This is a genomic window from Pseudomonas sp. BMW13, from assembly GCF_013357275.1.
Lineage (GTDB): Bacteria > Pseudomonadota > Gammaproteobacteria > Pseudomonadales > Pseudomonadaceae > Aquipseudomonas > Aquipseudomonas khazarica.
In genome coordinates this window covers 63,954-82,972 of record NZ_SUKD01000004.1, presented here as the reverse complement: position 1 = coordinate 82,972, position 19,019 = coordinate 63,954, and the positions used below count along the sequence as shown (strand labels likewise).

Annotated in this window: 17 protein-coding genes; 10 read left to right on the top strand and 7 right to left on the bottom strand. The window is 65.8% G+C overall.

Annotated features, from left to right (window positions below; all coding sequences use genetic code 11):
* Window positions 1–19: 19 nt before the first annotated feature.
* The 5 genes from E4487_RS04090 to guaB form a co-directional block, all read right to left on the bottom strand.
* Window positions 20–1,393, bottom strand: coding sequence for a multicopper oxidase family protein (locus E4487_RS04090; RefSeq protein WP_134677049.1), 1,374 nt, complete (start codon window positions 1,391–1,393; stop codon window positions 20–22).
* 127 nt (window positions 1,394–1,520) lie between these two features.
* Window positions 1,521–2,285, bottom strand: coding sequence for a DUF2182 domain-containing protein (locus E4487_RS04085; protein ID WP_134677048.1), 765 nt, complete (start codon window positions 2,283–2,285; stop codon window positions 1,521–1,523).
* On the bottom strand, window positions 2,266–2,904 hold the full coding sequence (locus E4487_RS04080; protein ID WP_037049487.1) for a DUF1326 domain-containing protein: 639 nt from the start codon (window positions 2,902–2,904) through the stop codon (window positions 2,266–2,268). The genes E4487_RS04085 and E4487_RS04080 overlap by 20 nt, the downstream gene beginning before the upstream one ends.
* Before the next feature lie 157 nt (window positions 2,905–3,061).
* Window positions 3,062–4,639 carry a glutamine-hydrolyzing GMP synthase gene (gene guaA, locus E4487_RS04075; protein ID WP_047589986.1) on the bottom strand — a complete coding sequence of 526 codons (1,578 nt, stop codon included), beginning with the start codon at window positions 4,637–4,639 and terminating at the stop codon, window positions 3,062–3,064.
* A 75-nt stretch (window positions 4,640–4,714) separates the two neighbouring features.
* The gene (gene guaB / locus E4487_RS04070; RefSeq protein WP_037049532.1) at window positions 4,715–6,184 is read right to left on the bottom strand and encodes an IMP dehydrogenase; all 1,470 of its coding nucleotides are present in this window, start codon (window positions 6,182–6,184) and stop codon (window positions 4,715–4,717) included.
* A 145-nt stretch (window positions 6,185–6,329) separates the two neighbouring features.
* On the opposite strand from guaB, the gene E4487_RS04065 reads away from it, so the two are divergent.
* Complete coding sequence (locus E4487_RS04065) at window positions 6,330–8,447, top strand: TonB-dependent siderophore receptor (protein WP_175252764.1); 2,118 nt, start codon at window positions 6,330–6,332, stop codon at window positions 8,445–8,447.
* 53 nt (window positions 8,448–8,500) lie between these two features.
* On the opposite strand, the gene E4487_RS04060 is transcribed toward E4487_RS04065, so the two are convergent.
* Window positions 8,501–9,055, bottom strand: a complete 555-nt coding sequence (locus tag E4487_RS04060; RefSeq protein WP_037049534.1) for a hypothetical protein — start codon at window positions 9,053–9,055, stop codon at window positions 8,501–8,503.
* Between the two features lie 55 nt (window positions 9,056–9,110).
* Window positions 9,111–9,566: a multidrug/biocide efflux PACE transporter gene (locus E4487_RS04055; protein WP_150606178.1), complete on the bottom strand. Its 456-nt coding sequence runs from the start codon at window positions 9,564–9,566 to the stop codon at window positions 9,111–9,113.
* Window positions 9,567–9,654: 88 nt separating this feature from the next.
* Here E4487_RS04055 and E4487_RS04050 point away from each other — a divergent pair, with 88 nt between their 5' ends.
* The 9 genes from E4487_RS04050 to E4487_RS04010 all read left to right on the top strand — a co-directional run bounded on the left by E4487_RS04050 (window position 9,655) and on the right by E4487_RS04010 (window position 18,998).
* Window positions 9,655–10,533, top strand: a complete 879-nt coding sequence (locus E4487_RS04050; protein ID WP_175252763.1) for a LysR family transcriptional regulator — start codon at window positions 9,655–9,657, stop codon at window positions 10,531–10,533.
* Between the two features lie 43 nt (window positions 10,534–10,576).
* Window positions 10,577–11,956: an exodeoxyribonuclease VII large subunit gene (xseA, locus tag E4487_RS04045; protein ID WP_134677045.1), complete on the top strand. Its 1,380-nt coding sequence runs from the start codon at window positions 10,577–10,579 to the stop codon at window positions 11,954–11,956.
* 8 nt (window positions 11,957–11,964) lie between these two features.
* A complete protein-coding gene (locus E4487_RS04040) occupies window positions 11,965–12,903 on the top strand; it encodes a LysR family transcriptional regulator (protein ID WP_037049545.1) in 939 nt (312 codons plus the stop codon).
* 155 nt (window positions 12,904–13,058) lie between these two features.
* Complete coding sequence (gene dctP, locus E4487_RS04035) at window positions 13,059–14,099, top strand: TRAP transporter substrate-binding protein DctP (RefSeq protein ID WP_134677044.1); 1,041 nt, start codon at window positions 13,059–13,061, stop codon at window positions 14,097–14,099.
* Between the two features lie 61 nt (window positions 14,100–14,160).
* The gene (locus E4487_RS04030) at window positions 14,161–14,640 is read left to right on the top strand and encodes a TRAP transporter small permease (RefSeq protein ID WP_037049552.1); all 480 of its coding nucleotides are present in this window, start codon (window positions 14,161–14,163) and stop codon (window positions 14,638–14,640) included.
* Window positions 14,637–15,917 (top strand): TRAP transporter large permease, encoded by a 1,281-nt coding sequence (locus E4487_RS04025; RefSeq protein ID WP_080757016.1) that lies wholly within the window; start codon window positions 14,637–14,639, stop codon window positions 15,915–15,917. Before E4487_RS04030 ends, E4487_RS04025 begins: the two co-directional genes overlap by 4 nt.
* A 4-nt stretch (window positions 15,918–15,921) precedes the next feature.
* Complete coding sequence (locus E4487_RS04020; protein ID WP_175252762.1) at window positions 15,922–16,686, top strand: M15 family metallopeptidase; 765 nt, start codon at window positions 15,922–15,924, stop codon at window positions 16,684–16,686.
* 76 nt (window positions 16,687–16,762) lie between these two features.
* A complete protein-coding gene (locus E4487_RS04015; RefSeq protein ID WP_175252761.1) occupies window positions 16,763–17,605 on the top strand; it encodes a peptidoglycan DD-metalloendopeptidase family protein in 843 nt (280 codons plus the stop codon).
* A 121-nt stretch (window positions 17,606–17,726) separates the two neighbouring features.
* The gene (locus E4487_RS04010) at window positions 17,727–18,998 is read left to right on the top strand and encodes a mechanosensitive ion channel family protein (RefSeq protein WP_134677041.1); all 1,272 of its coding nucleotides are present in this window, start codon (window positions 17,727–17,729) and stop codon (window positions 18,996–18,998) included.
* Window positions 18,999–19,019: the final 21 nt, after the last annotated feature.

Here is a 19,019-nt window from a genome sequence, read left to right as displayed (position 1 = left end):
CCTGAAAACGGCGCCCACCCTACACCACTTCGATGGCCGCCATCAGCCCCGTTTCCATATGGTCGATCACATGGCAATGGAACATCCATACCCCGGGATTATCGGCGACGAAGGCGATGCGCGCCGTCTCGTTCTTGCCCAGCAGATAGGTATCGGTGAAGTACGGCACGATCTTGCGTCGGTCGGAACCCAGCACCTTGAAGGTCATGCCGTGCAGGTGGATCGGGTGCTGGTACTGCGCCATGTTGCGCAGCACGAAGATATAGTGACCATCCTTCTTCAGCGTGGCGATGGGCCGGTCGGCACAGGTCTTGTCATTGATGTCCCAGGCCTGGCCGTTGATCTGCCAGTACTTGTAGCGCCCGGCCGCTTCGTCGGCCGGCGATGCCAGGGCTGCCGCCCACTCGAAGTTGAAGCGCAGGGTCTCGGCACGCGCCAGGTCAGGCTCGGCGATGGGGTTGGCCGGCAACGCCGGTGGCCAGTCGCCCGCTGCCTCCGTGCTGGCGACACCCTCGAGGGTCGCCAGACGCAACGGGCCATTGCGCAGCGACAGCGTCTCGCCGGCGGCCGGCACCCTGAGCGCCAGGTCGATGCGCATGCCCGGACCGAGCCAGTACGCCTTGCCCAATGGCCGGGGCTGCACGGGGTTGCCGTCCAGGGCATAGATACGCGCCTCGCCACCCGGCAGGTTGAGGCGGTAGGTGACGGTGTTGTCGAGGTTGATCAGGCGCAGGCGCACCACCTGCCCCGCCGGCAGTTCCAGCGTCGGGTTGGGTGTGCCGTTGATGGTCGTCAGCCGTCCACGGGTGCCTTCACGCGCCGCCTGGCGCGGCACCATGAACGGCGTGAACGCGCCCTGCTCATCGATATGCCAGGTCTTCAGGCTCAGCGTGCGCTCATGGCGAAAGCCGGTCGGCTCGCGCTCCTCGACGATCAGCGGCCCGACCAGCCCGCGCCCCAGTTGCTCGGCGCTGGTGGTATGCGGGTGATACCAGAAGCTGCCCGCGTCGTGGCAGATGAAGTCGTAGTCGAAGTACTCGCCCGGCAACACCGGCGCCTGCGAGACATAGGGCACGCCATCCATTTCCAGCGGCAGCCTGATGCCATGCCAGTGGATGGTGCTCTGCTGCTCCAGCTTGTTGATGAAGCGCACCCGCAGCCGCTCGCCCTGGCGGCACCGCAGCTCCAGCCCAGGCGCCTGACCACCGTACCCCCAGGCCGGCGTCACATGTCCCGGCACCAGCTCCATATCGACCGGCGCAGCGATCAGCTCGTAATCATGGGTCGCGACGTTCTCCGGACGCCCCAGCCAGTAGCGCACGCCGCCAGCGCCAAGGCCGACCACACCGAGACCGGCCAGGCCGAGCAGCACCTGTCTACGTTTCAACTTCATTCATCACCTGTGTTCGACCGAGCGGCCGTCAGCCTCGCACTCAGTGCTCGCGAGGCCAAACGAGAGAGAGTCGCATTTTAGGCGCCCTCTCCCGGCAAAGTCGAACGGCCAATCGTCGCACCGGCCTCTAGCGCAGCGTCCAGACGGCGAGACCTGCCGCGCACAGCATCAGGCTGACGCCACTGAAAAGGCGCCAGCGCGGCCCCAGTGGCAGCCATTTCTCCGCCAAGACCATGAGGGCCAGCCCGGCCATCCCCCACAGACTCATGGCGCCGACCACCAGCAACACCAGCATCAGCGCCCAGCAACAGCCAATGCAGTACAGGCCATGATGCAAGCCCAGCCCCCACGCCCCCGAGAGGCCAGCTCGCACATGATGCTGCAGGAAGTGCAACGGACTCTGGCAATGCGCCAGGCAGGTCGCCTTGGCCTGGGTCAGCTGATAGGCCCCTGCCACCAGCAACACCGATGCCCCCAACCACAGCGGCAGGCGCAATGTCATCGGCTCCAGCCAACCCAGCCGTTCGCCCAGCATCTGCAGCAGCGTCATCAGTACCGCGAACAGACTCCAGAGCACGGCATAGGCGGCGCAGAACAGCAACAGCTTGAGCACGCGCAAGGGATCGCGCTGCAGACAGCGCTGATAGAGCAGGAACACCGGAAGCGCCGCAGGCAACATCATCGCCTGCATCATCACTACCCACATCAGCAAGGTCAGCGCGCCCTCACGCGACCACCAGCGGGTTGGCGGCATCTGCATGTCGCCCATGGCCGCCATCAGCGCGGCCTGCTCGACCTGCCACCACCAGGCCAGTGCGCTGATCAGCAGAATCACCGCGCTGGCCAGCAGCGCACGCCGGTCCACCAGGTTGCTAGGCGTGGATGATGCCATTGGGCCCCATGTGCAGGTCATAGAGCATGGCATTGCGCCCGGCATAGTTCAGCCTGATCGCCCCGGAGCAGTTGAACGTGGCGCTGGCGCAGTCCGTCTCCGCAAACTCGAAGCCGTCGGGTAGCAACAGTCGAGCCCGGTGCACAGAACCGTCCACCGGATTGCGAATGGGCTCCGCGTATCCGTCCAGCACACCCGGCACACGGATAGTGGCCGTCAGCGCGGCACGATCCGTACTGACCTCAACCGGCACGAACTGAGGCTCATGCATGGTTTCCACAGTACTGGCAAAGATCGCGAAGAATGCAGTCGGCACCTGCTCCTGACCGCTGAGAATGGTCAGCAGTGCCTGCCGTTGCGCCGCCGTAGCGCGTTCATCGATAAACGCCTGACACTGGCCATGCCCCTCGTGCACGGCACCCGGCCAGAAGAAGGTGCAGGCCACGTTCAAACCGGCCAGCGCCACATCGCCGAAATGCCCCTCCTCGATGTGATACCCCACCGCAGCTTCACAGGTGCCGTGACTGGGCAGAGCGTTGAATTGACAAGGACATCCATAGTCGCAATTGCACAGATCCACACCAGCGCCGCGTAGGCGCCAGTCAACATGCTCGGACATGGTGATAGCCCCGCCTGAGTAGCCTTTCCATTACAAGGCTAGGCCAGCCAGGCATGGGCTCTAGACAGATTGCGCATGTCGCGATGTGCACTAATGAGGTCGGCGCATAACCCCGGATAGACGAAGGGCAGCCAATGGGCTGCCCTTCGTTACGCGCTTATTCCCACTCGATGGTCGCTGGCGGTTTGCTCGACACGTCGTAGGTGACGCGGGAGATGCCTTCGATCTCGTTGATGATGCGGCCGCTGACGGTCTCCAGCAGCTCGTAGGGCAGGTGCGCCCAGCGAGCGGTCATGAAGTCCACGGTTTCCACGGCGCGCAGGGCGACGACCCAGGCGTAGCGACGGCCGTCACCGACCACGCCGACCGACTTCACCGGCTGGAACACCACGAATGCCTGGCTGGTCTTGTGGTACCAGTCGGCCTTGCGCAGCTCTTCGATGAAGATGTGGTCGGCACGACGCAGCAGGTCGGCGTACTCCTTCTTCACTTCGCCGAGGATGCGCACACCCAGGCCCGGGCCCGGGAACGGGTGGCGGTAGACCATGTCGTAGGGCAGGCCCAGTTCCAGGCCGATCTTGCGCACTTCGTCCTTGAACAGTTCGCGCAGCGGCTCGACCAGCTTGAGGTTCATTTCCTCCGGCAGGCCACCGACGTTGTGGTGGCTCTTGATCACGTGAGCCTTGCCGCTCTTGGCGCCAGCCGACTCGATCACGTCCGGGTAGATGGTGCCCTGGGCGAGGAAGCGGATGTTGTCCAGCTTGCTGGCCTCGGCATCGAACACGTCGATGAAGGTGCGGCCGATGATCTTGCGTTTCTTCTCCGGGTCGGCTTCGCCGGCCAGGTTGCCGAGGAACTGCTCTTCGGCGTTGGCGCGGATCACCTTGACGCCCATGTTCTCGGCGAACATGGCCATCACCTGGTCGCCTTCGTGCAGGCGCAGCAGACCGTTGTCGACGAACACGCAGGTCAGCTGGTCGCCGATGGCCTTGTGCAGCAGCGCGGCGACCACCGAGGAGTCCACGCCGCCGGACAGGCCGAGCAGGACGTTGGCATCGCCAACCTGGGCGCGTACCGCAGCAACGGCGTCATCGACGATGTTGGCCGGGGTCCACAGGGCTTCGCAGCCGCTGATCTCCAGGACGAAGCGCGACAGGATGCGACCACCCTGCTTGGTATGGGTCACTTCCGGGTGGAACTGCACGCCGTAGTAGTGGCGGGCGTCGTCGCACATGGCGGCGATCGGGCAGCTCGGGGTGGCAGCCAGTACGTGGAAGCCTTCCGGCAGGCGGGTGACCTTGTCACCGTGGCTCATCCACACATCCAGACCGAGCACGCCGTCGGCGTCGACATGGTCTTCGATGCCGGTGAGCAGCTCGCTCTTGCCGACCACGTCGACACGGGCGTAGCCGAATTCGCGCAGGTCGGAACCTTCCACCTTGCCACCGAGCTGCTCGGCCATGGTCTGCATGCCGTAGCAGATGCCCAGCACCGGCACATTCAGGTCGAACACCGCCTGCGGTGCACGCGGGCTGTTGGCTTCGTGCACCGACTCCGGACCACCGGCGAGGATGATGCCGCGCGGGGCGAAGGCGCGGATGTCCTCGTCGCTCATGTCCCAGGGGTGCAGTTCGCAATAGACGCCGATCTCGCGCACGCGACGGGCGATCAGTTGGGTGTACTGGGAACCGAAGTCCAGAATCAGGATGCGGTGGGCGTGAATGTCTTGGGCCATGGCCGTCTCTCGTAGGTATTCACAAATGACACGGGGCTGATCGAACAGCCCCGTTATTCATAACATTGCAGCGGATCAACCAACCCGGTAGTTCGGGGCTTCCTTGGTGATCTGCACGTCGTGGACATGCGATTCGGCCATGCCGGCGCCCGTGATGCGCACGAACTCGGGCTTTGTGCGCATCTCCTCGACGGTGGCGCAGCCGGTGTAGCCCATGGAGGCACGCAGGCCACCCATCAGCTGGTGAACGATGGCAGCCATGGCGCCCTTGTAGGGTACGCGGCCTTCGATGCCTTCCGGCACCAGCTTCTCGGCACCGGCCGAGGAGTCCTGGAAGTAGCGGTCGCTCGAGCCTTGCGCCTGTGCCATGGCACCCAGCGAACCCATGCCACGGTAAGCCTTGTAGGAACGCCCCTGGAACAGTTCGACTTCGCCCGGCGCCTCTTCGGTACCGGCCAGCATGGAACCGATCATCACGGCGGAGGCGCCAGCGACGATGGCCTTGGACAGGTCACCGGAGAAGCGGATGCCACCATCGGCGACCAGCGGCACACCAGTACCGGCCAGGGCGGCAGCCACATTGGCCACGGCGGAAATCTGCGGGACGCCGACGCCGGCAACGATACGGGTGGTGCAGATCGAGCCCGGGCCGATACCGACCTTGACACCGTCGGCGCCCGCTTCGACCAGCGCCTTGGCAGCCGCGCCAGTAGCGATGTTGCCACCGATGACCTGGACTTCCGGGAAGTTCTGCTTGACCCAGCGTACGCGGTCGATCACGCCCTTGGAGTGACCGTGAGCGGTGTCGACGATGATCACGTCCACCCCGGCGTTGACCAGTGCAGCCACGCGATCACCGGTATCGGCACCGGTGCCGACGGCAGCACCGACACGCAGACGACCCTGGTCGTCCTTGCTGGCCAGCGGGTAGGCCTTGGCCTTCTCGATGTCCTTGACGGTCATCATGCCCTTGAGGGTGAAGGCGTCGTCGACGATCAGGACCTTCTCGATGCGGTGCTTGTGCAGCAGCTCACGCACGGTTTCCTTGTCGGCGCCTTCCTTGACGGTGACCAGGCGCTCTTTCGGCGTCATCACGTCACGTACCAGGGCATCCAGGCGATTCTCGAAGCGCACGTCGCGGGAGGTGACGATACCCACCAGGTCGCCGCCGGACAGCACCGGTACACCCGAGATGTTGTTCTGGCGGGTCAGCTCGAACAGGTCACGCACGGTGGCGTCAGCTTCGATGGTGATCGGGTCCTTGACCACGCCGGCCTCGAACTTCTTGACCTTGCGGACTTCCGCCGCCTGCTGCTCGATGGTCATGTTCTTGTGGATGATGCCGATGCCGCCTTCCTGGGCCATGGCGATGGCCAGGCGCGCTTCGGTGACGGTGTCCATGGCAGCGGACAGCAGCGGGATGTTCAGTTCGATGCCGCGGGTCAGGCGGGTCTTCAGGCTGACGTCCTTGGGCAGTACCTCGGAGTATCCGGGGATGAGCAGGACGTCGTCGAAAGTGAGTGCTTCTTGGCTGATGCGCAGCATGGGCGGGCTCCCGAGCGGGAAAATAAGAAGCGCGGCATTATACCCAGCCACCGCGATGCACTCAATGCAAAGTGTGACGCTAGGCAGCGATGGCAGAGAGATCATAAAATAATGATTCTCAAAAACATCCGCACCCGAGTAACAAATGAAACTCACCCGCCTATCCCGGTGCTGCCCGCGCGCAGCGCTGCTGAGCCTTTGCCTGCTCCCGACCTCCCAGCTGCTGGCGCAGGAACTGGAACTGCCCAGCCAGGACATCGTCGCCGCCCCCGTCGTCGACGATGACGGTTACCAGGCCAGGCGCAGCAGCACGGCCAGCAAAACCTCCGTTGCACTCAAGGATGAGGCTCAATCGGTCCAGGTGGTGACACCGCAGACCATCGAAGACTTTCAGGTCCGCTCGCTGGACGACGCGATGAAGTTCGTCAGCGGTGTCAGCCAGAGCAACACCCTGGGCAGCACCAAGGATGCCTTCATCAAGCGCGGCTTCGGCACCAACTCCGACGGTTCGATCCTGCGTGACGGCATCCGCTCGAACCTGTCGAAGAACTTCACCGCCACCAGCGAACGGGTGGAGGTACTCAAGGGGCCTGCCGCACTGCTCTATGGCGCGATGGACCCGGGCGGGCTGATCAACGTCATCAGCAAGCTGCCGCAGTACCAGCAGCGCACGACCCTGAGCGGCTCCCTGTTCAGCGAGGGCGGCGGCTCGCTGTCGCTGGACACCACCGGCCCGCTGGGTGACAGCGGCCTGGCCTACCGCCTCATCACCGAGCGCCAGCACGAAGACTACTGGCGCAACTACGGTAGCCACGAGCAGGTGCTGATCGCCCCGTCGCTGACCTGGACCGGCGAGCGTGCCAGCCTGACGCTGGCGTACGAATACAACGATTACTCCGCACCGTTCGACCGGGGCACCGTGTTCAGCGACGGCCACCCGGCCGCTGACGACTACGCCAAGCGCCTGGATGAGCGCTGGGCCGAAACCCGGGGCATCGCCGAGAGCGCCCGCGCGGTATTCGAGTATCAGTTGAACGACGACTGGAAGACCCGTTTCACCCACGCCTGGAACAATGACACTTACGGCCTCTCCATCGCCCAGCCGGTGGCCAACTCGCTGAATGCCACGACCGGCACCTTCAGGCGCGTCGGCAACGGCGCGCACTACGACGATGAAACCCGCTACAGCAGCCTGGACTTCATCGGCCAGCAGCGCCTGTTCGGCCAGCGGCATGACCTGCTGATCGGTGTCGAGCACGAACTCAATGACCAGTACCGCGGCAAGACCTACCGCAACCTCGCCAGCATGCGGCGCGACATCAGCATCCACGACCCGGTCTACGGCAACCTGCCCGAACCCAGCGTGGTCAGCGCCACGCAGAGCAACCGTCGCAACGAGCTGACGTCGACCTCGCTCTACCTCAAGGACAACTGGCACCTCGACGAACGCTGGATTCTGGTACTGGGCGGCCGCTATCAGCACTACGACCAGTACATCGCCCAGGGGCTGGGCGCCAGTCGCAGCGAGCTGTACAGCAAGAATGACCAGACCCTGATTCCCTTCACCGGGCTGGTCTACAAGGCCAGCGAGGCACTCTCGCTGTATGGCAACTACAGCCGTTCGTTCGTCCCCAACACCAGCGTCACCGACAGCGGCCAGACCTTCGACCCGGAAGAAGGACGCAGCTACGAAGTTGGCGCGAAATACGACCTGCGACCGGGCCTGAGCCTGAACCTGGCGCTGTTCGACATCGTCAAGGAGAACGTCGTTGTGGGCTCCGGTGATGACATCGAAGCCGCCGGCAAGGTCGGCTCGCGCGGCGTGGAGCTGGATCTCGCCGGGCAGATCGCCGAGCGCTGGGCGCTGATCGCCACCTACGCCTACACCCACACGGAAGTTCTCGACGACCCCGTCAACGAAGGCAACCGGCTCGCCCAGGCGCCGCGCCACACCGGCAGCCTCTACCTGACCCACGATCTGCCCATCGACGAACAGCTGGGCCATTGGCGCATCGGCGGCGGCGCTCGCTATGTCGGCGAACGCACCGGCGACAATGCCGACAGCTTCCGCCTCGACAGCTATACGCTGGCCGATGCGTTCATTCGCTGGGAGTATCCGCTGCTGGGCCAGCAGACCGCATTGCAGCTGAACCTGGACAACATCTTCGACAAGCACTACTACCCCTCCACCACGGGTAGCGAGCTCAACGTCAGCGTCGGCCAGCCACGCACCGCCCGCCTGTCGGCCAGCATCACCTTCTGAGGCGATGTGCCAGCGACGACCGCCGCTGGCAGCCGTCGCGGTCGCCGCCCGGCTCAGGCCGGGTCGTCGACCCGCACCTGGCGGAGGGCGAAGCCCAGGCGTTCGCCGAACTCCTCGACGAACGCCGGGCGCAGTCCGGCCTCCACCCAGCCGTTGAAGATGAAGCCCAGGTTGGAGAAGCCGCAGGGCTGCAGGAACAGGAAACCGTTGATGTCATCCTCATGCCCGCATTCCGGGCAGGTGAAATTGTCGGTTTCCCCTGGCCACCAGACCTCCAGGCTGTCGAACAGCGGCACCCCCACCTCCCGCCGACACTCGGCACACCCCGCCTCTTCGAGAAAGCCGCGCGTCGGCACATAGATGCAGCGGTGGGTGATGATCTCCAGGCCATTGTGGGGCTGGCCGTACGGCAACAGCTCGGGGCGCTCGGCGATCTGTCGCGCCCCCGGACCGATGGCATAGGCCATGCCGTTGCCGCCCTGGCCACAGGTGGTCGGCAGCGCCTCGACGATGCGCCGTTTGACCAACCAGCGCAGCAGCGCCCTCGCCTTCTGCTCATGCGCGGGAAGCGTGGATATCTGTGGAACGAGAACGAGTTGTGCGGTCATGAGGCTTGGGCTGGCAGCGAACAGAGGCGGCAGCTTAGGCCCTGCCGCGGGCAAATCAAGCCCCCCGGCAGATCGCCACCTCGCGCCGGGCCAGGACCCGCTCCCGCAGCAGGTCATAGCCCCAGTTGAAGCCCAGGGTATAGGGCAGGAAGAACAGCAGCAGGCCGATATCCAGCAACAATGCCTGCAGCAGGCCGATCGACAGCCACCAGGCGGCCAGCGGTACCAGCACCACCACCAGGCCGAGTTCGAACAGCAAGGCGTGGCTGACACGGGCGCCCAGGCCGCGCTCGAAGCCCATGCGCCGCTGCGCACGGTCGAACAGGTAGTTGAACAGCATGTTCCAGAGCATCGCCACCGTGGAGAACATCAGCGTCAGCACGCCCAGATGCAGCAGCGGCTTGCCCATCAGCCAGGCCAGGGTTGGCGCACAGATGAGTACGGCGATGACTTCGAACGCCAGGGCATGGACGATGCGTTCGCGCAGGGTGCGTGGCAGTGGCTGGCTCATGACTGAAACCTCGTGACAGTAAGCGATGGGCGCTATGATCATCGGCAAACCTGCCATGACGAAGTGAGTTGCCATCGGTGAAACCGATATGAACATATCTCCCGAATCCCTTCAGGCCTTCGCCCAGGCCGCTCACAGTGGCTCACTCAGTGCGGCGGCACGGCGCCTGGGCAAGAGCCAGTCGACGATCAGCGAAGCCGTCGCTCGACTGGAAATCGACCTGGGCGTGGCGCTGTTCGAGCGCGGCCCTCGTCGCCTGCAGCTCACCGAGGCCGGCGCCAGCCTGCTGGCCCACGCCGACGAGGTGCTGGCGGCCGCAGACCGCCTGGTCCGCCACGCCGCCGGGCTGGCCAGCGGTCAGGAAGCGCGCCTGACCCTGGCCCTTTCCGACGCCTACCAGCCGAAGCAGTACGAAGCCCGCCTGCAGGAACTGGACGAACGCTTTCCCGACCTGCAGTTCGAAAGCCTGATCGCCGAGCAGGCCGACGTGCTCGACCTGGTCAACCAGGGGCGGGCCCAGATCGGCCTGCTGGCGGCGCAGGATCGCTACCCGCCGCACATCGCCCATGCCCGCCTGGAGATGAGCAGCGAGTTCGGCCTGTTCGTCGCCAGGGAGCACCCGCTGGCCGAGCGCTCGCATGTGCGCCCGGAAGACCTCTCGCACTGGCGCCTGCTGCGCCTGAGCAGCGTGGCCGACGACGACGCCACCCGCGATGACCTGCCCGGCAGCGGGGGGCGCTGCTGGGCGGCACCGGACTACCTGATGCTGCTGGAGATGGCGCGCCTGGGCTTCGGCTGGGCCGAGCTGCCACGGCAACTGGTCGAGACCTATGGCTTCGAGGCCCTGCACGAACTGCCCTGCAGCGGCTGGCCACGGCGCATGGCGGTCGATGCCATCTGGTCGCGCCAGCGTACGCTCGGGCCGGTTGCCGCCTGGTTGCTGCAGCGCCTGCAAGGCGGTACCTGACGGAGGTCGCGCCCGCTGCCCACTGCGCTTATCATGCCGCCCCATGATCAACGATCCCTTTGCACGGCTGAACCTCGACCGCGAGGTGCTCAGCGTCAGTCAGCTCAACAACCGCGCCCGCCTGCTGCTGGAGGATGTGTTTTCCGGCATCTGGGTCGAGGGGGAAATCTCCAACCTGGCGCGCCCGGCGTCCGGGCACATCTACTTCACCCTGAAGGATGGCCAGGCCCAGGTGCGTTGCGCGCTGTTCCGGCAGAACGCCGCACGGGTGCGCCAGGCGCTGCGCGACGGGCTGGCGGTGAAGGTCCGTGGCAAGGTGTCGCTGTTCGAGGGCCGGGGCGACTACCAGCTGATTCTCGATGCCGTCGAACCCGCCGGCGATGGCGCCCTGCGCCTGGCCTTCGAAGCGCTGAAGGAAAAACTCGGCGCCGAGGGGCTGTTCGCCAGCACCGGCAAGATCGCCCTGCCTGCCCATCCGAGGCGCATCGGAATCGTCACCTCGCCGACCGGCGCGGTGATCCGCGACATCATCAGCGTGTTCCGCCGCCGCGCGCCGCAGGTCGAGCTGAACCTGATCCCCACCGCAGTCCAGGGGCGCGAGGCCACCGCGCAGATCGTCCGTGCCCTGCAACGGGCCGACGCGCAGGGCTTCGACGCACTGATCCTGGCCCGTGGCGGTGGCTCGCTGGAAGACCTCTGGTGCTTCAACGAAGAGGCCGTGGCCCGCGCCGTGGCGGCCTGCAGCACGCCCATCGTCAGCGCCGTGGGCCATGAGACGGACGTATCCATCGCCGACTTCGTCGCCGACGTGCGTGCCCCGACGCCCTCCGCCGCCGCCGAACTGCTGGCTCCGGACAGCAGCGAACTGCTGCAGCGCCTGCACAACCTGCAGCGGCGCCTGGTCCTGCACATGCAGGGTCGCCTGGCCCGCGAGCGCCTGCGCCTGGACGGCGTGAGCAAGCGCCTGCGCCACCCCGGCGAGCGTTTGCGCCAGCAGGCGCAGCGCCTGGATGACCTGGACATGCGCCTGCGCCGCGCCTTCAACCAGCAGCTGGCCAGCCAGCGCGAGCGCCTGGCCCGTCTCGACGCCCGCCTCGCGGCCCAGCATCCGGGACGCAGTCTGGCCCTGCTGCGCCAGCGTCTCGACGGCCTGGCCGAACGCCTGCCGCGCGCCATGCAGGGCCAGCTGCGCAACCAGCGCCAGCGCCTCGGCGCGCTGGCCGGGCAACTGCAGATCGTCAGCCCGCTGGCCACCCTTGGTCGCGGCTACAGCATCCTCCTCGACGAACGCGGCCAGGCCGTGCGCAGCGCCGCCCAGACGCAGCCGGGCCAGCGCCTCAAGGCACGCCTGAGCGAGGGCGAACTGGATGTACGCGTCGAAGACAACCACATCCAACCCGCGACCCTGTCGCTGCTGGACTGAGCCCGCTGATGTCCCGCCTGAACCCGCGCGCCCTGGCTTACCTCAACGAGGTCATCCACTTTCGCTCGCTACGAAAGGCCGCGCAGCACCTGAACGTCGACCCCTCGGCCATCAGCCGCCAGCTCAGCGCACTGGAGGAAGAGCTGCAGATCCGTCTGCTGGAACGCACCTCGCAGGGCGTCAGCCCGACCGAGGCCGGCGACATGCTGGTCGCCCACTACCGCCAGCAGCGGGCCAACGAACAGGGCGTGCTGTCGCGCCTGAGCGACCTTCAGGGCCTGCGCCAGGGCAGCGTGCGTATCGCGGTCGGCGAGGGTTTCATCACCGACCTGATCGCCCAGCCGCTGCAGAGCTTCATCCTGCGCTACCCCGGCATCGACCTGGAGGTGCGCATGGCCGGCGCCAACGAGGCGCTCGGCCTGCTCAAGGAAGATGCCGTGGATCTGGCGCTGGTCTATGCCCCTGTCGAGGACGAGGCACTGCAGGTTCACGTCGACACGCGCCAGCCACTGGACCTGATCACCCCGCCGCACCATCCACTGCTCGAACACCCGGGACCGATCCCCATGACCGCCCTGCGCGGCGAGGCTCTGGCACTGATCCACAGCAGCACGGGCATGGGCCAGCTGGCGGTGATGGTCGCCCAGCTGGAACACGTCGAACTGCGCCCGAAGCTGCGCACCAACTCGGTGGCGGTGCTCACCAACTTCGTCAAATCCGGCATCGGCGTGGCCTTCATGCCCGAGCTGACGGTCAGCGACGAGCTCAAGGCCGGCAGCATCCGCCGTCTGCCCCTGGCCAACCTGGCCCTGCACGATGCCCGCGCGCGCATCCTCAGCCACAAGGGCCGCGAACTCACGGTTGCCGGGCAGGCCTGTCTGCAACACCTGCGCCAGAGCATGCGCTTCTTCAGCGGCGACGCGCCGAGCCTGTCGCGCACACGCTGAGCCGAGCCCACTCGCGTTGCATTTTTTGCATCACAAGCCTTCTTGAACAGTCAACACAACAACAGCTAGCGTACCGTTGCTGACGCGCTCTAGGTTCGAACAACAACAGCATCCGCGCGGCTTTCCCACCATCGTTCTGCCATAAGGAAAACAATATGCAATCGACTCTGTTCGGTCAGTTCGGCCGCCGTTTCTGTGCGGCGCTGCTGGTCAGTGCCATGAGCCTGGGCGCATCGCTGAGCCAGGCCGCTACCAGCATCAACATGAGCTACAACGGCGCGGCCGACCTGGAAAAGAACCCGGTGCACCTGTTCGCCAGCAACTTCAAGCGCCTGGCGGAGCAGAAGAGCGGCGGCGAGCTGCAGATCAAGCTCTACCCCAACAGCATGCTCGGTGAAGAAGAGCAGCGCATGGAGCAGGTCATCAGCGGCCCGGGGCTGAACATCGCCTCCTTCGCCGGCATCGCCCCGCTGTTCCCGGAGATCTACGTCAGCGCCATCCCCTTCATGTTCGAGGACGCCAAGGCCGCCCACCGCTTCTTCGACGACGGCCGCTACTGGCAGGCCGCGCGGGAGGAATTCCGCTCGCGCACCGGCACCGAGATGCTGGCGGTGGTCGAGGAAGGTGGCTTTCTCAACTTCACCAACAACAAGAAGCCGATCAAGTCGCCACAGGACTTCCAGGGCCTGCGCTTTCGCGCGATGGACCCCAGCCAGGTAGCGCTCTACGAATCGTTCGGCGCTTCCGGCACGCCGATCCCCTGGACCGAGCTGTACATGGGCCTGCGCTCGGGCGTGGCCGACGGTCAGATGAACCCCACCTCGTACATCATCCTCGGCAGCCTGTACCAGGTGCAGAAGTACCTGACCCTGGCCAACATCCAGTACTCCGACCAGTTCCTGGTGGCCAACGCCGAGCTGCTCGAATCGCTGCCGGCCGAAGCGCGCCAGGCTCTGCTCGATGCCGCCCGCGAGGCCACGCTGCTCAACCGCGAGGCCATCGCCACCCAGCAGGAGAAGGAGCTGGCATTCCTGCAGGACAAGGGCATGCAGATCATCCGCCCCTCCGCCGAGGACCTGCAGGCCTTCCGCAGCCAGGGCCAGCCGGCCTACCTGAAGTGGCTGGGCGAGCAGGACATCGATGCGCAATGGGTCGAAACGGCCCTGCAGGATGTCGGTCTGAAGCCCGCCCAATAGTCCCCGCCTGCCTCCTAGCGCCCTGGCTGACAGGGCGCTGCTTCTCTTGCCCGGAGTCCTTATGTCCTCCTTTATCGAGCGCCTGCGCGCCGTGGTGCTCAACCTGGGTGCGGCGCTGCTGTTGCTGGACCTGTTGCTACTCATCTACGGGGTGTTCGCCCGCTACCTGATCGGCAGCTCGCCGATCTGGATGGACGAAATGGCCCGTTACCTGATCATCGGCAGTGTGATGCTGCTGCTCGGCGCACTGTGGAGCGAGGGCGGGCACATGCGCATCAACCTGCTCGAACAGCGCCTGCCGGCACGCCTGGCGCGCTGGCTGCAGCTGTACCAGTGGCTGGCGGCCTGCGCCTTCTTCACCTTCGCCACCTGGGTCAGCCTGCGCTATGCACTCGAGGCCGGACGCTTTCGCAGCCTGGGCCTGGGCATCAGCCGCACGTGGCCGCTGCTGGCGCTGCCGCTGGGCTTTGGCCTGCTGGTGCTGATGGTGCTGCTGCGCGGCCCCTGGCCGAACTCGCAACAGGCGGAGGTGCAGCCATGATGGGTCTGGCCATGCTGCTGACCTTCGCCGTCAACCTGGTGCTGGGTCTGCCGCTGTTTTTCTGCCTGCTGCTCACCGCGATGGTCGGCTTCCTGTTCGTCGACATCGGGCTGTTCGTCAACATCCTGCCGCAGCGCTTCTTCGGCGGCATGGACATTTTCTCGCTGATGGCCATCCCGCTGTTCATCCTGGCCGGCAATCTGATGAACAACTCGGGCATGACCCCGCGCCTGATCCGCCTGGCCAATGCCATGGTCGGCCACCTGCGCGGCGGCCTCGGCCACGTCAACGTGGTCGCCGGCGTGTTCTTCGCCGGGGTCAACGGCTCGGCCGCTGCCGACGCCTCGGCACTCAGCTCGCTGCTGGTGCCGGCCATGGAAAAAGAAGGCTACTCACGCAAGTTCGCCGCAGGCCTGACTGCCGGCAGCTCGCTGATCGGCCCGATCATTCCGCCAAGCATCTTCATGATCCTGTACTCGTCGCTGACCAATACCTCGATCGGCGAACTGTTCCTGGCCGGCGTGGTGCCCGGCTTGCTGCTGGCCCTGGCGTTCATGGGCATGAACGCCCTGTATGCGCGCAAGGCCGGTCTGCAGGCGCGGCACCAGGCTCCGAGCTGGGGCGAGGTGCTGGCTGCCTTTTCCGGCGCGGCCACCGCACTGGTCGCTCCGGTGCTGATCGTCGCCGGCATCGTCATGGGCCTGGTCACGCCAACCGAATCAGGCGCGCTGATCGTGCTCTACGTGGCCGTGATCGGCATGCTGCAGGGACAGCTGTCGCTGCGCGGATTGTGGGACGGGCTGCGCGACACCGTGCGCCTGACCGGCAGCATCTACGCGATCATCGCGGCGGCCTCGGTGGTCAACTGGCTGCTCAATTACACCCAGGTGGCGGCGGCGTTCGCCGAACTGCTGGGGCCGTTCAGCGACTCGCCGACGCTGATCCTGCTGGTGATCAGCGCGATCATCTTCATCTGCGGCATGGTCATGGAAGAGGTCTCGGTGCTGATGCTGCTGACGCCCATCATCGTCCCGGTGGCGCTGGCGGCCGGCGTCGACCCGGTGCACCTGGGGCTGATCTTCACCCTGAACATCACCATCGCGATGATCACGCCGCCCATGGGCGCCTGCCTGTTCATCGTCGCCGCCGTCAGCAAGCTGAACATCATGGAGATGTTCAAGGGTATCTGGCCATTCGTCCTGACCGCCCTGGGCGTACTCTACCTGCTGATCCTGTTCCCCTCGCTGACCCTCTGGTTGCCGCGCCTGCTGAGCTGATGCCATGACCGACCTGACCACCCCCATCCCCTACCGAGCAGAACCCGACTGGCAGGCGGTCGCGGCGATCCCCATCGTCGAGTGCGATGAGCCGCTGCACCCGCTGAGCCTGAGCCGCACGCTGCGCGTGTACCCGGCATACGCCCGCATGGGCGTGTGCCACGCCATGGCTGAATGCCACTCGCGCAGCGCGGTGTTCGAACGCCTGCTGCAAGTGGCCAAGAGCCTGCCGGCAGGCCTGCACCTGGTGGTGCTCGACGCCTGGCGTCCGTTCGCCGTGCAGCAATACCTCTACGACAGCCTCTACGACGCGCTCAAGGAGTACTACCCCGACGCCGACGAGGCGCACCTGGAGCATCTGACGCGCCAGTTCGTCTCGCCGCCCAACAGCAGCCGTGGCAATCCCAGCCCGCACCTGACCGGTGGCGCCGTCGATGTCACCCTGTGCGACGATGACGGCCACTGGCTGGACATGGGCACCGCCTTCGACGAGGCCAGCCCGTGCTCGGCCAGCGCCCACTTCGAAGGCCCCGACGGTGAAGCGGCGGGCCAGCAGGTACGCGCCAACCGGCGCACGCTGTACAACGCCATGCTCGCCCAGGGCTTCAGCAACCTGCCCAGCGAGTGGTGGCACTACGACTACGGCGACCAGCTGTGGGCCTGGCACCAGGGCGAGCCTCAAGCGCTGTACGGCCCCGTGCAGTTGCAGACCCTCGACAGCCTCTGGCGCCAGCAGCTCGAACAGCAACTCGGCCTGAACGGCCGCTGAGGCGCTGCCACAGGCTTTCCCGATGCCGGCATTTACGCCAGCATAGGCCCCCCAGCCCTCGCCCGGACCGCCTCGCATGCCCCGTCCCCTGCCACTGTTCGCCACATTTCTGCTGCTCGCGCTGAGCTTCGCCGCGCCGGCCCACGCCGAGGGTTTCATCACCCGCTTGCTGAACAAGCCGGTACCCGGCGGCGTGGCCGTGCTCGATCTGGGTGGCCAGGCCCAGGCGCCGAAGGTTCGCTACCAGGGCAAGCCGGTGCTGACCATTCGTGAGGACGGGCAGCGCTGGATCGCCATCGTCGGCATCCCGCTGAGCGTCAAGCCGGGCACGCAACAGGTGCAGATCGAGGGAGGCCAGTCGCTCGCCTTCGAGGTCGGCGCCAAGCACTACACCGAGCAGCGCATCACCCTCAAGAATCAGCAGCAGGTCAACCCCAACGCCAAGAACCTCGCCCGCATCGAGCGCGAGCTGGCCGAACAGACCCGCGCCTACCGCCAGTTCAGCGCCCGCCAGCCGAGCAACCTGCTGTTCGACAAACCCGTCGACGGCCCGCTCTCCAGCCCCTTCGGCCTGCGCCGCTTCTTCAACGGCGAGGAACGCAACCCGCATTCGGGCCTGGACTTCGCCGCCAGCCGTGGCACCTCGATCAAGGCGCCGGCTGCCGGCAAGGTGATCCTGGTCGGCGACTACTTCTTCAATGGCAGGACGGTATTCCTCGACCATGGCCAGGGCCTGATCAGCATGTTCTGCCACCTGTCGGCGATCGACGTGAAACTCGGCGACGAGATCCCTCGCGGCGGTCATCTCGGCAAGGTCGGCGCCACCGGGCGCGCCACCGGCCCGCACCTGCACTGGAACGTCAGCCTCAACGATGCACGGGTCGACCCGGCGATCTTCATCGGCGCGTTCAAACCCTGAACTGGACGCAGCCTGCAACACCTGAGCGCTGGGTTGGCGCGCCGATTTTTGCTAGGGTACGGCGGCTCAAACGGTCGGCCCCGCAAGGCCGGCCTGCCTCATGCCCGCAGCGGAGCCGGATATGCCGAATGAGCTCAACACCTGGATGGACTGGCTGAAGCAACAGCCGGAACTGCTGACCCTCAGCGCCACACTCGCCCTGATCGCGGCGGCCTGGCTGTCGAACTGGGTGGTCAAGCACATCCTGGTGCGCGCCATCTATCGTGTGATCGGCGCCACGACCGTGGGTCGCCATGGCCAGATCAAGGAAAGCGGCATCATCAAGCGGCTCTCCAACGTCGTGCCGGCGCTGGTGCTGTCCAGCGGCGTGATGCTGGTACCGGACATGCCCGAGGCCGTGGTCGAGGTGACGCGCAACGTCTGCAGCGCCTTCATCGTGCTGACCATCGCCATGGCCATCGGCGCCTTTCTGGACATCCTCAACACCCTCTACCAGCGGCGCCCGAATGCCCACCTGAAGCCGATCAAGGGCTACCTGCAGGTGATCAAGATCGCCATCTACGCGATTGCCGCGATCCTCATGGTGGCCGCGCTGATCGACCGCTCGCCGCTGATCCTGCTGTCCGGCCTTGGCGCCATGGCCGCCGTGCTGATGTTGATCTTCCAGGACACCCTGCTGTCGCTGGTGGCCAGCGTGCAGATCTCGTCGAGCGACATCATTCGCGTCGGCGACTGGGTGGAGATGCCCAACCTGAACGCCGATGGCGACGTGATCGACATCGCCCTGCACACGGTCAAGGTGCAGAACTGGGACAAGACCATCACCACCATCCCGACCCGACGCTTCATCACCGACCCGTTCAAGAACTGGCGTGGCATGCAGGAGTCCGGCGGCCGACGGATCAAGCGCGCACTGTATCTCGACCAGACCAGCGTGCACTTCCTGAGCAACGAGGAAATCGCCCGCCTGCGCCGCTTCATGCTGCTCGACGAATACCTCGACCACAAGGACCAGGAGCTGCTCGACTGGAACACCAGGCTGGCCGAACACAGCAAGGAAGCGGTCAACACCCGCCGCATCACCAACATCGGCAGCTTCCGTGCCTACGTCGAGCATTACCTGCGGCACAACCCGCACATCCACCAGCACATGACCCTGCTGGTGCGCCAGCTCAGCCCGACTGCCGATGGCCTGCCGCTGGAGATCTACTGCTTCACCAACACCACGGCCTGGAACGCCTACGAGGGCATCCAGTCGGACATCTTCGACCATCTGCTGGCCATCCTCCCGGAGTTCGGCCTGCGCGTGTTCCAGCATCCGAGCGGGGCCGACTTCCAGGCGCTGCGGGAGAAAGCCCCCGCCGCTCGTCGCCTCAACAGCGAAATGGCTTAAGTCCAGCAGCATCGCGCCGAT